Genomic DNA, 14,572 nt, shown 5'->3' with positions numbered 1-14,572 from the left:
CTCCTGCCCCGGCGCGAGGGCGTGCGCTTCGCCGAGGTCCCGGCAGGCCCCCTCGAGAGCTCGCAGGGCCGACCGTCGCGGCCGGAGAGCCCACGGCACGGTTGGAGGGAGCGCTATGAAGCACGACATCCCAGCGGCGCACCGCCGAACGGGCGCGATCGTCGCCATCGCGGTCCTGTCCCTCGTGGCGCCCGGTTGCGGCAAGGACTCCGGCACCGGCGGCGAGATCATCGTCGGTCTCATCACCAAGACCGACACCAACCCCTTCTTCGTCAAGATGAAGGAGGGCGCGCAGAAAGAGGCCCAGGCCAGGGGCGTCAAGCTGATGACCGCGGCCGGCAGGTTCGTCGGCGACAACCCGAGCCAGGTCACGGCGGTCGAGAACATGATCGCCGCCGGGGTCAGGGGCATCCTCATCACCCCGAGCGACACCAGGGCCATCGTGCCGAGCCTGGAGAAGGCACGGGCGAAGGGCATCCAGGTCATCGCCCTGGACACCCCACCGGACCCGCAGAGCGCGGTCGACGCGCTGTTCGCCACCAACAACCTCAACGCCGGCATCCTGATCGGCAAGTACGCCAAGGCCTCCTTCGGCACCAGACCGGTGAAGATCGCCATGCTGGACTCGGTGCAGGGCTCCACGGTCGGGACACTGCGGCACAACGGGTTCCTGCAGGGCTTCGGGATCAAGCAGGGCGACCCGAGCATCGCGTGCCGGCAGAACACCCTGAGCGACGCCGCCGGTGGGCGAATCGCGATGGAGGAGTGCCTGCGGAAGGCTCCCGCCATCAACCTCGCCTACACCGTCAACGAGCCGACCGCGCTCGGCGCGTACACCGCCCTCAAGGCGGCCGGCAAGGAGAAGAACGTCATGATCGTGTCGGTCGACGGCGGATGCACCGGTGTCAAGGCCGTGCAGTCCGGCCAGATCGCCGCGACCTCCCAGCAGTACCCGCTGAAAATGGCTTCCCAAGGCGTGGACGCCGTCGTCGACTTCGCCAAGGGCGGTAAGAAGGCCACCGGCTACACCGACACCGGCGTCAACCTGATCACCAACAAGGCACAGCCGGGCGTGGACTCCAAGGACGTCCCGTTCGGCCTGGCCAACTGCTGGGGCTGAGCCTTCGGCAGGGGCCCGGGCCTTGCCGGCGTCAGGTCACCGGGTCGAGGAAGGTCAGCACCGAGGCGTCCTCCTCGATCAGCGGGGCGAGTGCGGTGTTGAACGGGCCGCCGTACGGGGCCTTCAGGTGCGCCTGGAAGGCGTCCTCGTCCCGGTACACCTCGAAGATCCAGTAGGCGCGCGGGTCGGACGCCTTGGTGTAGACGTCGAAGGCGATATTGCCGTCTTCCTCGCGCACCTTCTGGGCGTAGTCCAGCAGCAGGCGGGCGACCTCGCCCTCCGTTCCCTCGCGGGCGGTGAACTCTGCGAGCAGGGTCTTGTTCACGGTGTCGTGTCCTCCATGGTCGGGGATCAGCAGATCAACTCCTGGCCTCGGAAGTCTCGTCAGGGCGGCGGGATCTCGCCGGAGCCGCGGGCGATGTAGCCGGTCGGGACGACGGCGTGCCGAGCGTGCCGGTGATCGCCGCCGTTGATCCGGCCCAGCAGGAGCCGGGCGGCCATGAGGCCGATCTCGGCGGGGTCCTGGGAGACGACCGACACGCCGGGACGCAGCATGTCCGCCAAAGGGAAGTCGTCGAAGCCGATGAGCGCGACCCGGTCGTGCAGGCCCAGGCGCTGGAGGGTCCGGAGCGTGCCGATCGTCAGGAGGTTCTGGGCGGCGAAGACGGCCGTGGGCGGGTCGTCCACGGCCGTGAGGATCTCGCCGATCGCGTGCTCGGCGGCCTCGGCGCTGCGGATGTCACGGCGGACCAGCCGTTCGTCCACCGGCCGGCCGGCGCCGGCGTGCGCCTCCAGGTAGCCCTCGTACCGCTCCCGCGCGGTCCAGATCGCCCGCATGTCCCCCAGGTACGCGATCCGGCGGTGGCCGAGGTCGAGCAGGCGCCGGACGGCGGCACGGGTGCCCTCGCGGTTGTCGACGGTGACGGTGTCGACGCGGTCGAGCTCGACGAGCCGGTCGACGCAGACGATCGGCGTGCCCTGGCGGCGAACGGTGGCCAGCTGGCCGTCGGTTCCGCCCGTGGGGACGACGATCAGGCCGTCGACCCGGCGGAGGGTGAAGGTGTCGATGAGCTCGTGCTCGCGTTCGGGGTGCTCGTCGCTGCTGCCGGTCAGGACGAGGATGTCCTCGGCGCGGGCGGCGTCCTCGACGGCGCGGTGCAGGGCCGAGGAGAAGGGGTTGGCGACGTCCTCGAGGACCAGGGCGATGGTCGCGGTCCGGCGGTCGGCCCGCCGCAGGCTGCTGGCGGTGACGTCGTGCCGGTAGCCGAGGGCGCGGGACGCCTCGTTGACGCGCTCGATGAGGTCGGCCGCCACCCCGGGCTTGCCGTTGATCACCCGTGAGACGGTCGCGAGCCCGACGCCCGCCCGCTGCGCGACGTCGCGCATGGTCACCTTGCCGTGTCTCGGCTCATCACCCGGAATCTTCGCCACCCCGACCTCCGCCCCTCGCGATCTCCGCTGATTGTGCCGGAGCTCTGGACAGACCGTACGCCCAGGTCTTACATTCCTGGAAACGTTTCCGGGAAACGTTTCCGAAACCTCGTGGCAACAGTAGTCACCTGCCGCGGCACGGTCCACGGCGTGGTTGGAGGAATCAACATGAAGCGCGACATCTGGACGTCGAGCCGTCGCCGTACCGGCGCGATCGTCGCCATCGCCGCCCTGTCCCTCGTGGCGGCCGGTTGCGGCAAGGGCGCGAAGGGTTCCAGCTCCGGTGGTGAGATCACCGTCGGCCTCATCACCAAGACCGACACGAACCCCTTCTTCGTCAAGATGAAGGAGGGCGCGCAGAAGGAGGCCCAGGCCAAGGGCGTCAAGCTGATGACCGCGGCCGGGAAGTTCGACGGCGACAACGCCAGCCAGGTCACGGCGGTCGAGAACATGATCGCGGCGGGCGTCAAGGGCATCCTCATCACCCCGAGCGACACCAAGGCCATCGTGCCGAGCCTCGAAAAGGCACGGGCGAAGGGCATCGAGGTCATCGCCCTGGACACGCCGCCGGAGCCGCAGAGCTCCGCCGACGCGCTGTTCGCCACCAACAACCTCAACGCCGGCATCCTGATCGGCAAGTACGCCAAGGCCTCCTTCGGCAGCAAGCCCGCGAAGATCGCCATGCTGGACCTCGCGCCGGGTATCAGCGTCGGTGTGCTGCGCCACAACGGCTTCCTGCAGGGCTTCGGCATCAAGCAGGGCGACCCGAGCATCGCCTGCCAGCAGGACACCCAGGGCGACCAGGCCAAGGGCCAGACCGCGATGGAGAACTGCCTGCAGAAGGCCCCCGACATCAACCTCGTCTACACGATCAACGAGCCGGCGGCGCTGGGCGCTTACACCGCCCTCAAGTCCGCCGGCAAGGAGAAGAACGTCATGATCGTGTCGGTCGACGGCGGATGCACCGGCGTCAAGGCCGTGCAGTCCGGCCAGATCGCCGCCACTTCACAGCAGTACCCGCTGAAGATGGCCTCGCAGGGCGTGGACTCCGTCGTCGACTTCGCCAAGGGCGGCAAGAAGGCCAGCGGCTACACCGACACCGGCCTCAACCTGATCACCAACAAGGCACAGCCGGGCGTGGACTCCAAGGACGTCCAGTTCGGCCTGGCCAACTGCTGGGGCTGAGCGAATGTCGACAGCGACCGCGACCGATCGCTCTGAGGCACCGCAGCAGCGCAGCCTGCTGTCCCGCACCTCCCACTTCCTGACCCTCCCGGCCGTTGGGCCGCTCCTCGCGCTCCTGCTGGCCTGCGTCTACTTCTCCGTCCGCACCGACCGGTTCCTCACCGGCGCCAACCTGTCGCTGATCGTGCAGCAGGTCATGGTCGTCGGCGCCCTCGCCGTCGGTCAGACGCTCGTCATCCTGACCGCCGGCATCGACCTGTCCAACGGGGCGGTGATGGCGCTCGGCTCGATCTTCATGACCAAGCTGGCCGTCAGCAGCGGGATGCCCGGCGTCCTGGCGATCCTCATCGGCATCGCCGTGTGCACGGCGTTCGGCGCGCTCAACGGCACGCTGGTGACGATGGCGAAACTGCCGCCGTTCATCGTGACCCTGGGCACGTGGAACATCGCCTTCGCCCTCACCCACGTCTACTCGAAGGACCAGACGGTCACCGGCCTGCCGAAGTCGCTGACCTTCCTGGGCCAGACGTTCCCGATGTACAACACCGACGTCACGTACGGCTCGGTGCTGATGCTGGTGCTGTTCGCGGTGGCCTGGTACGTCCTGCGCCAGACCGCCGCCGGCCGGCACGTTTACGCGGTCGGCGACAACCGCGAGGCCGCCCGCCTCACCGGCATCCCGGACCGACGCCTGCTGCTCACCGTCTACACGGTCGCCGGGGCGGTGTACGGCATCGCCGCGCTGCTGCTGGTCGGCCGTACGTCGGTCGGCGACCCGCAGGCCGGGCAGACCGACAACCTCGACAGCATCACCGCGGTGGTGCTCGGCGGCATCAGCCTCTTCGGCGGGCGGGGCAGCATCGTCGGCGCCCTGTGCGGCGCGCTGATCGTCGGCGTGATCCGCAACGGCCTGCAGCTGACCGGTGTCCCGTCCATCTACCAGGTCCTCATCACCGGCATCCTGGTCATCGTCGCGGTGAGCGTGGACCAGCTGGCCCGAAGGAAGGGGCGCGCATGACCATCATGGAACCGGCCGAGACGCGCCCGGTGCTCGAGGCGCAGGGGCTGATCAAGCGGTACGGCCACGTCACCGCCCTGTCCGGTGCCGACTTCGAGCTGCTGCCCGGCGAGATCCTCGCCGTCATCGGCGACAACGGCGCCGGCAAGTCCACCCTGATCAAGGCGCTGTCCGGCGCGCTCGTCCCGGACGAGGGCCGGATCCTGCTGGACGGTAAGCCCGTGCGGTTCCACAGCCCGGCGGACGCCCGCCGGGCCGGGATCGAGACGGTCTACCAGGACCTGGCGGTGGCCCCGGCCCTCGACATCTCGAGCAACATGTTCCTCGGCCGGGAGCTGCGCCGCAAAGGCGTCCTCGGCTCGGTGTTCCGCATGCTGGACCACAAGCGGATGCAGACCGAGGCCGGCGGCCACATGCAGGACCTCAAGATCGGGATCAAGTCCATCAAACAGGCCGTGGAGACGCTCTCCGGCGGTCAGCGACAGGGCGTCGCCGTCGCGCGCAGCGCGGCGTTCGCCCGGCACGTCGTCATCATGGACGAGCCGACGGCCGCGCTCGGCGTCAAGGAGTCGGGCATGGTGCTCGAGCTGATCCGGCAGGTCCGCGACCGCGGCCTGCCCGTGATCCTCATCAGCCACGACATGCCCGCCGTCTTCGACGTCGCCGACCGGATCCACATCCAGCGCCTGGGCCGGCGGGTGGCCGTCGTGCGCCCCGGGGAGGTCGACATGGCCCAAACGGTTGCGATCATGACAGGAGCGGCACCGGGCAACCTCGGCGTCGCTTCGAACGGCAACGGAGCGTCCTGACCGCGCCCCGCGGCCCCGACCAAGGAGAGTGGTGTGTTGATCCCTGACGCCCGCGTCGTCGCGGTCGCCGGTGAGGCGATCATCGACCTCGTCGCCGACGAGCCCGGCGGCCCGTACCTGGCGCTGCCCGGCGGCAGCCCGGCCAACGTGGCCGTCGGGCTGGCCCGGCTCGGCGCTCCGACCCGGATGATCGCCCGCATCGGCGAGGATCCGTTCGGCCGGACGCTCCGGGCCCACCTCGTACGGAACGGGGTCGACACGGGCGCGGTCGTCCACGCCGCGGAGCCGTCGTCGGTGGCGTTCGTCCACCACGAGGAGAACGGGGCGCCGTCGTACGATCTGCGGCTCGCGGGGACCGCCGACTGGCAGTGGACCCCCGAGGAACTGTCCCGCGTGCCGCTCGGCGACGTCGCCGCCCTCCACGTCGGTTCGCTCGCCATGGTGATGCCGCCGGGCGGCGAGGTGCTCGCCGACCTCGCCCGCCGGGCCCGGGCCACGGCGACGGTCAGCTACGACCCGAACTGCCGCCCGGACGTCATGGAGCGCCTGCCGGACGCCCGCTCGCGCATCGAGTCGCTCCTGCGGACAGCGGACATCGTCAAGATCAGCGATGCGGACCTCGCGTGGCTGCGACCCGGCGTCGCCCCCCGGCGCTTCGCCGCGGACCTGCTCGACGGAACGCCGGGCGTCAGCGTGGTGATCGTGACGCTCGGGTCGGAGGGCGCGCTGGTCGCCGCGCCCCACCTCCCGCCGCTCCACCTGCCGGCGGCCCCCGTGGAGGTCGTCGACACCGTCGGCGCCGGCGACTCCTACATGAGCACCGTCCTCGCCGGCCTGTACGAGCGCGGGCTGCTCGGGGCCGAACGTCGCCCGGCGCTCCGCTCCGCCCCCGCCTCGGTGATCAGCGAGGTGTGCGCGGAGGCGGCCCGGGCGGCGGCCATCACGTGCGGTCGCCGTGGCGCCGACCCGCCCACCCGCGCGGAGCTCGCGGCCTCCCCGGTCACCTGACCCCGCGTCTGAAGGTTCCGCGCGGGTCGGCAACGGCGGCCTCCCTGGTCACCTGATCGCGTCACAGATGTCACAACCGAATATCGGCACAAATGGCGTCACCTAGGTCGCGACTGGTGCAAGCTGGGAGCCATGTCCCGGCGGAAGTCCCCCACCCCCGAGCGGCCGACGGGTTCGCGTACCCTGCGGATCCTGCGGCGAACGGCCGGCAGCACCGGCGTGATCCTGACCCTCGTCGTCATCGTCGCGGTCGTCGTCGTCGCCAACATCGACTTCGGCAAGGGGGCCAAGCCGCCCTCCGGCGCCGCGGCGGACGTGTCCACGAACGAGCTCGCCCGGGAGCTGGGCGGCTACACGATGGACCCGATGATGGCCCAGGCCCAGGCCACCGCGCGGGAACGCGCCTACCAGGCCCAGCTCGCCGCCGAGCGCGACGCGAAGAAGCGCGCGGCGGCCGAGCGGAAGCGCCGGGAGTGGGAGGCGTTCAAGAAGAAGATGAGCCACGACCCCAGTGCCAAGGACAACCAGAAGTACGCCAAGCAGATGAACGCTCTGAAGGGCTGGGGTCGCTGCTGGCCGTCGCTGCTGACCATGTGGAACCACGAGAGCGGCTGGAACGAGCACGCCGAGAACCCCGGCAGCGGCGCGTACGGCATCGCCCAGGCGCTGCCCGGCTCGAAGATGAACTCGGTCGCCCCCGACTGGCGGAACAACGCGATCACCCAGATCACCTGGGGCCTGAGCTACATCGGCTCCCGCTACGGCGACCCCTGCCGCGCCTGGGGCTGGTGGCAGGCCCACCGCTGGTACTGACGGCACGCCAGGGGCCGCCCGCCCTCACCGGCGGACCAGCCAGACCAGCGCGGCCAGCATGCCGACGCCCGCCATGAGCACGCAGCCGATGATGAGCAGTTCCCAGGGGCCGATGTCCATCATGATCCCGTCCTTTCTCGGTACGGGATCGGATGCGAACGGAACCCTGCCGGTTCCGGCCCCGGGTCACTTGTTCCCGGGCTTGATCCAGTCGAAGGTGCGCTCGACGGCCCGCCGCCAGTAGTCGTACTCGGTCTCCCGGCGTTCGTGGTCCATGCTCGGCAGCCACTGCGCGGCGCGGTGCCAGTTGCGGCGCAGCCCCTCCAGGTCGGCCCAGTAGCCGACGGCGAGCCCGGCGGCGTACGCGGCGCCGAGGGACACCGTCTCGGCCGCCATGGGACGGATGACCGGCACGTCGAGTACGTCGGCGATGAACTGCATGAGGAGGTTGTCGGCGGTCATGCCGCCGTCCACCTTCAGGGCCTTGAGCGCCAGCCCGGAGTCGGCGTTCATCGCGTCGACGACCTCGCGGGTCTGCCAGCCGGTCGCCTCCAGGACCGCGCGGGCCAGGTGCCCCTTGGTGATGTAGGAGGTCAGGCCGACGATGATGCCGCGCGCCTCGCTGCGCCAGTACGGTGCGAACAGGCCGGAGAAGGCGGGCACGATGTAGCAGCCGCCGTTGTCCTCGACGGTGCGGGCCAGCGTCTCGATCTCCGGCGCGCTGGCGATCAGCCCGAGGCCGTCGCGGAACCACTGGACGAGCGCGCCGGTGATGGCGATGGAGCCCTCGAGGGCGTACACCGCCGGTTCCTTGTCGATCTGGTAGCCGACGGTGGTGAGCAGGCCGTGGGTGGAGCGGACCGGTTCGGTGCCGGTGTTGAGCAGCAGGAAGCTGCCCGTCCCGTACGTGCACTTGGCCTCGCCGGGGGCGAAACAGGTCTGGCCGAACAGCGCGGCCTGCTGGTCGCCGAGCGCGGCGGCGATGCGCACGCCGGGCAGCACGCGGGTGGCGCGGCCGTACGTCTCGGTGGAGGGGCGGATGTCCGGCAGCATGGCGCGCGGCACGTCGAAGAACGCGAGCAGGTCGTCGTCCCAGGCCAGGGTGGTGAGGTTCATCAGGAGGGTGCGGCTGGCGTTGGTGACGTCGGTGATGTGCACGCCGCCGTCGGGTCCGCCGGTGAGGTTCCAGATGAGCCAGCTCTCCATCGTGCCGAACAGGACGTCACCGTTCTCGGCGCGCTCGCGCAGGCCCGGCGTGTGGTCGAGGAGCCAGCGGACGCGTGTGGCCGAGAAGTACGTCGCCAGGGGCAGCCCGCACCGCTCGCGGACCATGTCGGCGTTCGGGCGGGCGGCGAGCTCGTCGACGAGAGAGTCCGTGCGGGTGTCCTGCCAGACGACGGCGCGGCCGATCGGCCGGCCGGTGTGCCGGTCCCACAGCACCGTGGTCTCGCGCTGGTTCGCGATCCCCAGCGCGGCCACCTGGTCGGGGGTGGCGCCGGCGTGGGTGAGGGCCTCGGGCGCGATCCGCTCGAGGTTGCGCCAGATCTCCATGGCGTCGTGCTCGACCCAGCCGGGTTTGGGAAAGTGCTGCTTGTGCTCGCGCTGGGTGACCGAGACGAGCCGCCCTCCGTGGTCGAACAGGATGCAGCGCGTCGACGTCGTCCCCTGGTCGACCGACATCACGTAGCGCTCTACCATCGTGCCCTCAGTTCCGGGTGCCCGGCGGTGGCGGTCACCACCGGGCGGCCCCAAGGTCTCGGGAGACGGCGCGTGCGGCGTCGCGCACGTACGTCACCAGCGTCGGTTTCGGCCGACCCCTCGGATCGCAGAGGCGCTCGACGGCCCCCGAGATGCCCATCGCGCCGACGACCAGGCCGCCCTGGCCGCGGATCGGCGCCGCCAGGCCCGCCTCGCCGACGGTGAACTCCTCCACCTCGGCGGCCCACCCCATCTCCCGGATCTCGGCCAGCGCCCGGGCGAGCTCACGGGGATGGGTGATGGTCCGTCGGCTGAAGCGTTCGAGTGCGGTGTCCTGCAGGGCCGCCATGACGTTCGCGTCGTAGGCGAGGAGCACCTTGCCCAGCGCCGTCGCGTGCGCCGGGAGGAGCGCGCCGACGTCGAGCGCCTGCAGGGTGTCGTCCGGCCGGAACACATGGTGCACGACCAGGACCTTGCCGTCCAGAGGGGTGCCGATCCGGACGGCCTCGCCGCTGCGGGCGGCGAGGGCGTCGGCCCAGTTGATCGCGCGTGAGCGGAGCTCGTTGACGTCGAGGTAGCTCGTGCCGAGGTGGAGGAGGGCGGCGCCGAGCTGGTACTTGCCGGTCTCCTCGTCCTGCTCGACGAAGCCGACGCCCTGGAGGGTCCGCAGGAGGCCGTGGGCGGTGCCGCGGGCCAGCCCGAGGGACCCCGCGATCTCGCTGACTCCGAGGCGCCCGGAGCCGCGGGCGAGGAGGCGGAGGATCGCCGCCGCCCGCTCGATCGACTGCACGGGACCTGGCACATAGGCCATGCTAGCGAAGTCGGCACCTATTCGACAATGTCGGCACTTTTCACCCGTCGCACCGCCCATTCGACGGTGAAACGGGTGTGATTCGATGCGGTTTGTGAAATCCATCACTTCCGCCGACCCTAGCCGCCACACAGGGAGCAGGCCAGTGTTCGACGACCGTTCGACAATGTCGGCACCTGTCTGTTGACCGGGTCTCACGGGCCGACTTAGCGTCCGGACAGTCGTGAGGGAGCTCACAGCCTCCCTCGCGAACGGTGTCTCTCGGTGTCCCTGATCTGGGGCACCGGCCCCCTAGGAGGAGACGTGGCAGAGCGACTCAAGATCCCCGGGCTGGCCGGGGAACTGGCCGCCGAATTCGCGGGAACCCTGATCCTCATCCTGTTCGGCGTCGGCGTCGTGGCGCAGGTCGTGGCCGGCGGGATCGGCAACCATGACAGCATCGCCTGGGCCTGGGGCCTCGGCGTCACGCTCGGCGTGTACGTCGCGGGCCGGATCAGCGGCGCGCACCTGAACCCCGCGGTGACCGTCGCGCTGGCGGTGTTCAAGGGGTTCTCCTGGCGCAAGGTCCTGCCGTACTCGCTGGCCCAGCTGGCCGGTGCGTTCGCGGCGGCGCTCATCGTGCGCTGGAACTACAGCGAGGTCCTGGCCAAGCTCGACCCCGGCCACACCATCAAGACCCAGGGCGTCTTCTCGACCCTGCCCGGCAACGGCGCGCTGCCCGTGCACACCGGCGGCGCCCTCCGCGACCAGATCATCGGCACCGCGATCCTGCTCTTCCTGATCCTCGCCGTGACCGACCTGCGCAACTCCGCCCCCGCCGCCAACCTCGCGCCGTTCATCGTCGGCCTGATCGTCGTCGCCATCGGCATGGCCTGGGGCACCGACGCCGGCTACGCGATCAACCCGGCGCGTGACCTCGGACCGCGTCTCGCCTCCTTCGTCACCGGGTACGGCACCGCGTTCCGCGACCAGTACGGCGGGCTGTACTTCTGGGTGCCCATCGTCGGCCCGCTCATCGGCGCGGTGCTCGGCGCGGGCCTCTACCAGGTGCTCATCGGCCGCTTCCTGCCCCCCGAGGAGGCCCCGGAGCCCGGCCGCGTGCCGACCGAGGCCGAGCTCGAGAAGGCCTGACCCGAGTCCGCGCGACCCCCGCGCGGATCGAGCCGACATGGTCCGGCCGGGCCGCCGGCGGCCCGGCCGGAGGGTAGGAAAGAAACAGAAGGAAGGCGATATCCATGGCCGACTTCGTCGGAGCGGTTGACCAGGGCACCACGAGCACCCGTTTCATGATCTTCGATCACAGCGGGAACGAGGTGGCCAAGCACCAGCTCGAGCACGAGCAGATCCTGCCGAACCCGGGCTGGGTGGAGCACAACCCGACCGAGATCTGGGAGCGCACCCGGGCGGTCGTCGACACCGGCCTGCGCCAGGCGAACCTGCGCGCCACCGACCTGGCCGCGCTCGGCATCACCAACCAGCGTGAGACCACGGTCGTGTGGAACCGCGTCACCGGGCGCCCGTACTACAACGCCATCGTCTGGCAGGACACCCGCACCGACCGCATCGCGTCGGCGCTGGAGCGCAACGGCCAGGGCGACGTGATCCGCCAGAAGGCCGGGCTGCCGCCCGCGACGTACTTCTCCGGCGGCAAGATCCAGTGGATCCTCGAGAACGTCGAAGGCGTGCGCAAGGCGGCCGAGGAAGGCGAGGCGATCTTCGGCAACACCGACACCTGGCTGCTGTGGAACCTCACCGGCGGCGTCGACGGCGGTGTGCACGTCACCGACCCCACCAACGCCAGCCGCACCATGCTGATGAACCTGGAGACGCTGGACTGGGACGACGAGCTGCTGTCGTTCTTCAACATCCCGCGCCAGATGCTGCCGCAGATCCGCCCGTCGTCCAACCCGGACTACTACGGCGTCACCCGCCTGCGCGGCCCGCTCGGCGGCGAGGTACCGCTGACCGGCGACCTGGGCGACCAGCAGGCGGCGACCGTCGGGCAGGTCTGCTTCGCCCCCGGCGAGGCGAAGAACACCTACGGCACCGGCAACTTCCTGCTGCTCAACACCGGCCACGAGCTCGTGCGCTCCAAGAGCGGGCTGCTCACCACCGTGTGCTACCAGTTCGGGAACGACCGGCCGACGTACGCCCTGGAGGGCTCGATCGCCGTCACCGGCTCGGCCGTGCAGTGGCTGCGCGACCAGCTCGGCATCATCTCCGGCGCCGCCGAGAGCGAGTCGCTGGCCCGTCAGGTCGAGGACAACGGCGGCGTCTACTTCGTGCCCGCGTTCTCCGGCCTGTTCGCCCCGTACTGGCGCTCGGACGCCCGCGGCGCGATCGTCGGGCTGTCCCGCTTCAACACCAACGCCCACCTCGCGCGGGCCACGCTCGAGGCGATCTGCTACCAGAGCCGCGACGTCGTCGAGGCGATGCGGCAGGACTCCGGCGTCGCCCTCGACGTGCTGCGGGTGGACGGCGGCGTCACCGCCAACCGCCTGTGCATGGAGCTGCAGGCCGACGTCCTCGGCGTGCCGGTCTCCAAGCCGGTCGTCGCGGAGACCACCGCGCTCGGCGCCGCGTACGCCGCGGGCCTGGCCGTCGGGTTCTGGAACACGACCGATGAGCTGCGGCAGAACTGGAACGAGGACGAGCGCTGGGAGCCCCGCTGGAGCGAGGAGGAGCGCGAACGCGGCTACGCCGGCTGGAAGAAGGCCGTGACCCGGACCCTCGACTGGGTCGACGTCGACTGACCCCTCCCCCACCGCAGCGGATGGAGCGGTGCGCCCCCGCACCCCCGGGCCCCTGGACATCGCCCCGTCCGCCGCTCTCCCCCTGGATCCCCCAGCCCCCTGCGGCCGGGGTGGTGCCCCTCGCGCCACCCCGGCCGCCGCACCGACTCCCTTCAGACCCCCCTTCTCTCGGAGGAGAACCCGAACGTGAAAGCCGTATCCCTCGGACCGGCCTACCGCGCGCAGTCCCTGCGCGACCTGGCGGAGAACGAGTTCGACGTGCTGATCGTGGGCGGCGGTGTCGTGGGCGCCGGCGCGGCGCTCGACGCCGTCTCGCGCGGTCTGTCCGTCGCGCTCGTCGAGGCCGCGGACTGGGCTGCCGGGACGTCCAGCCGGTCCAGCAAGCTGATCCACGGTGGTCTGCGCTATCTCGAGCAGCGTGACTTCGGCCTCGTACGCGAGGCGCTGCGCGAACGCGGCCTGCTGCTGAACCGCCTCGCCCCTCATCTCGTCAAGCCGGTGCCGTTCCTGTTCCCGCTCAAGCACCGGATGTGGGAGCGCTTCTACGTCGGCGCCGGCGTCGGGCTGTACGACACCCTGGGCGGCGCCCGGTCGATGCCCCGCCACCGGCACCTGAGCCACCGCGCCGCCCTGAGGATCGCCCCGGCACTGCGCGGCGACACGTTCGTCGGCGCGATCCAGTACTTCGACGCGCAGGTCGACGACGCGCGCTTCACGATGACGCTCGCGCGGACGGCCGCCGGCTACGGTGCCTCCGTGCTGACGCGGGCCCGCGCCGTCGGTTTCCTCCGCGAGGCCGACCGCGTCATCGGAGCACGAGTTCACGACCTGGAGAACGACCGGGAGCTGACCGTACGGGCCCGGCACGTCATCAACGCCACCGGCGTGTGGACCGACGACGCCGCCCGGTTCGCGGACGCGCGCGGCGGTCCCAGGGTCACCGCGTCCAAGGGCGTGCACCTCCTCGTCCCGCGCGACCGGATCCGGCTCGACACCGGGCTGATCCTGCGCACGGAGAAGAGCGTGCTGTTCGTCATCCCCTGGGGCCGGCACTGGATCATCGGCACCACGGACACTCCCTACGACCTGGAGAAGGACGAGCCCGCCGCCAGCCAGGCCGACGTCGACTACATCCTCGACCACGTCAACGCGGTGCTGCGCACCCCGATCGCCCCGGAGGACATCGAGGGCGTGTACGCCGGGCTGCGTCCCCTGCTGTCCGGCGGGGCGGACGACACGACCAAGCTGTCGCGGGAGCACACCGTCGCGCAGCCCGTGCCCGGTCTCACGGTGATCGCCGGCGGCAAGTTCACCACCTACCGGGTGATGGCCAAGGACGCCGTGGACGCGGCGGCCGAGGACCTGCCGATCGCCGTCCCCGCCTCCGTCACCGACCGGGTGCCGCTCATCGGGGCCGTCGGGTACGAGGTGCTGTGGAACGACCGGCACCGCCTCGCCCGGCGCGGCGGCCTGCACGTCGCCCGCGTCGAGCACCTGCTCAACCGGTACGGCGCGTGCGTCGACGAGCTGCTGGAGATGATCGAGCAGAACCCGTCCCTCGGCGAGCCGATCGACGCCGCCACGGACTACCTGAAGGCCGAGGCCGTGTACGCCGCCTCCCACGAGGGCGCGCTGCACATCGAGGACGTCCTGCGCCGCCGAACCCGCGCCGCGATCGAGGAGTGGGACCAGGGCTCCGCCGCCGCGGCCGAGGTCGCCGAGCTCATCGCCCCGGTGCTGGGCTGGGACGACGAGACGGTGAAACGCGAGACGGAGTACTACGTACGGCAGGTCGAGGCCGAACGCCAGGCCCGCCGCGAGGCGGACGACGCCGCCGCGGCCGCCGCCCGCGGGCAGGCCCCGCGCCTGTTCACCGAGCGGGCCGCCTCCTGACCTGCTTGCCCGGCCGTCCGCCACAGGGCGGAC

14 protein-coding genes are annotated in these 14,572 nt (G+C 70.9%); 9 read left to right on the top strand and 5 right to left on the bottom strand.

The genetic code is table 11. The annotated features are described in order from the left end of the window. Positions 1–115: 115 nt before the first annotated feature. Entirely contained in the window at positions 116–1,120 is a 1,005-nt protein-coding gene (locus tag ABEA24_RS20170; RefSeq protein WP_345432487.1) for a substrate-binding domain-containing protein, read from the top strand. Between the two features lie 31 nt (positions 1,121–1,151). Here the strand turns inward: ABEA24_RS20170 and ABEA24_RS20165 are convergent, their stop codons facing one another. Both ABEA24_RS20165 and ABEA24_RS20160 read right to left on the bottom strand, forming a co-directional pair. Continuing rightward, positions 1,152–1,445: a putative quinol monooxygenase gene (locus tag ABEA24_RS20165; RefSeq protein WP_345432486.1), complete on the bottom strand. Its 294-nt coding sequence runs from the start codon at positions 1,443–1,445 to the stop codon at positions 1,152–1,154. A 59-nt stretch (positions 1,446–1,504) separates the two neighbouring features. Further along, a complete protein-coding gene (locus ABEA24_RS20160) occupies positions 1,505–2,551 on the bottom strand; it encodes a LacI family DNA-binding transcriptional regulator (protein WP_345432485.1) in 1,047 nt (348 codons plus the stop codon). Between the two features lie 168 nt (positions 2,552–2,719). Here ABEA24_RS20160 and ABEA24_RS20155 point away from each other — a divergent pair, with 168 nt between their 5' ends. The 5 genes from ABEA24_RS20155 (at position 2,720) to ABEA24_RS20135 (ending at position 7,384) form a co-directional block, all read left to right on the top strand. After that, positions 2,720–3,736, top strand: a complete 1,017-nt coding sequence (locus ABEA24_RS20155; RefSeq protein WP_345432484.1) for a sugar ABC transporter substrate-binding protein — start codon at positions 2,720–2,722, stop codon at positions 3,734–3,736. Between the two features lie 4 nt (positions 3,737–3,740). Further along, positions 3,741–4,754 (top strand): ABC transporter permease, encoded by a 1,014-nt coding sequence (locus tag ABEA24_RS20150; protein ID WP_345432483.1) that lies wholly within the window; start codon positions 3,741–3,743, stop codon positions 4,752–4,754. Next, positions 4,751–5,563: an ATP-binding cassette domain-containing protein gene (locus ABEA24_RS20145; RefSeq protein ID WP_345432481.1), complete on the top strand. Its 813-nt coding sequence runs from the start codon at positions 4,751–4,753 to the stop codon at positions 5,561–5,563. The genes ABEA24_RS20150 and ABEA24_RS20145 overlap by 4 nt, the downstream gene beginning before the upstream one ends. Before the next feature lie 33 nt (positions 5,564–5,596). Continuing rightward, positions 5,597–6,571, top strand: coding sequence for a carbohydrate kinase family protein (locus ABEA24_RS20140; RefSeq protein WP_345432480.1), 975 nt, complete (start codon positions 5,597–5,599; stop codon positions 6,569–6,571). Positions 6,572–6,703: 132 nt separating this feature from the next. Continuing rightward, entirely contained in the window at positions 6,704–7,384 is a 681-nt protein-coding gene (locus ABEA24_RS20135) for an aggregation-promoting factor C-terminal-like domain-containing protein (protein ID WP_345432479.1), read from the top strand. A gap of 24 nt (positions 7,385–7,408) precedes the next feature. On the opposite strand, the gene ABEA24_RS20130 is transcribed toward ABEA24_RS20135, so the two are convergent. The 3 genes from ABEA24_RS20130 to ABEA24_RS20120 all read right to left on the bottom strand — a co-directional run bounded on the left by ABEA24_RS20130 (position 7,409) and on the right by ABEA24_RS20120 (position 9,884). Then, positions 7,409–7,507: a twin-arginine translocase TatA/TatE family subunit gene (locus ABEA24_RS20130; RefSeq protein ID WP_345432478.1), complete on the bottom strand. Its 99-nt coding sequence runs from the start codon at positions 7,505–7,507 to the stop codon at positions 7,409–7,411. A 63-nt stretch (positions 7,508–7,570) separates the two neighbouring features. Next, a complete protein-coding gene (glpK, locus tag ABEA24_RS20125) occupies positions 7,571–9,082 on the bottom strand; it encodes a glycerol kinase GlpK (RefSeq protein ID WP_345432477.1) in 1,512 nt (503 codons plus the stop codon). 34 nt (positions 9,083–9,116) lie between these two features. Continuing rightward, complete coding sequence (locus tag ABEA24_RS20120) at positions 9,117–9,884, bottom strand: IclR family transcriptional regulator (RefSeq protein WP_345432476.1); 768 nt, start codon at positions 9,882–9,884, stop codon at positions 9,117–9,119. A 312-nt stretch (positions 9,885–10,196) separates the two neighbouring features. Here ABEA24_RS20120 and ABEA24_RS20115 point away from each other — a divergent pair, with 312 nt between their 5' ends. The 3 genes from ABEA24_RS20115 to ABEA24_RS20105 all read left to right on the top strand — a co-directional run bounded on the left by ABEA24_RS20115 (position 10,197) and on the right by ABEA24_RS20105 (position 14,539). Next, positions 10,197–11,024, top strand: a complete 828-nt coding sequence (locus ABEA24_RS20115) for an MIP/aquaporin family protein (RefSeq protein WP_345432475.1) — start codon at positions 10,197–10,199, stop codon at positions 11,022–11,024. Positions 11,025–11,128: 104 nt separating this feature from the next. Further along, positions 11,129–12,646, top strand: a complete 1,518-nt coding sequence (gene glpK / locus ABEA24_RS20110) for a glycerol kinase GlpK (RefSeq protein WP_345432473.1) — start codon at positions 11,129–11,131, stop codon at positions 12,644–12,646. Between the two features lie 186 nt (positions 12,647–12,832). After that, on the top strand, positions 12,833–14,539 hold the full coding sequence (locus ABEA24_RS20105) for a glycerol-3-phosphate dehydrogenase/oxidase (protein ID WP_345432472.1): 1,707 nt from the start codon (positions 12,833–12,835) through the stop codon (positions 14,537–14,539). Positions 14,540–14,572: the final 33 nt, after the last annotated feature.

Origin of the sequence: Actinoallomurus vinaceus, from assembly GCF_039542055.1 — a bacterium.
GTDB lineage: Bacteria > Actinomycetota > Actinomycetes > Streptosporangiales > Streptosporangiaceae > Actinoallomurus > Actinoallomurus vinaceus.
The sequence above is the reverse complement of the archived record's forward strand: the minus strand, read 5'-3'. Positions and strand labels throughout refer to the sequence as shown.

Bases quoted from the DNA above. Each gene is read 5' to 3' on its own strand.
- ABEA24_RS20170 (WP_345432487.1), top strand. From the start codon at position 116: ATGAAGCACGACATCCCAGCGGCGCACCGCCGAACGGGCGCGATCGTC.
- ABEA24_RS20155 (WP_345432484.1), top strand. From the start codon at position 2,720: ATGAAGCGCGACATCTGGACGTCGAGCCGTCGCCGTACCGGCGCGATC.
- ABEA24_RS20150 (WP_345432483.1), top strand. From the start codon at position 3,741: ATGTCGACAGCGACCGCGACCGATCGCTCTGAGGCACCGCAGCAGCGC.
- ABEA24_RS20145 (WP_345432481.1), top strand. From the start codon at position 4,751: ATGACCATCATGGAACCGGCCGAGACGCGCCCGGTGCTCGAGGCGCAG.
- ABEA24_RS20135 (WP_345432479.1), top strand. From the start codon at position 6,704: ATGTCCCGGCGGAAGTCCCCCACCCCCGAGCGGCCGACGGGTTCGCGT.
- ABEA24_RS20130 (WP_345432478.1), bottom strand. From the start codon at position 7,507: ATGATGGACATCGGCCCCTGGGAACTGCTCATCATCGGCTGCGTGCTC.
- glpK (WP_345432477.1), bottom strand. From the start codon at position 9,082: ATGGTAGAGCGCTACGTGATGTCGGTCGACCAGGGGACGACGTCGACG.
- glpK (WP_345432473.1), top strand. From the start codon at position 11,129: ATGGCCGACTTCGTCGGAGCGGTTGACCAGGGCACCACGAGCACCCGT.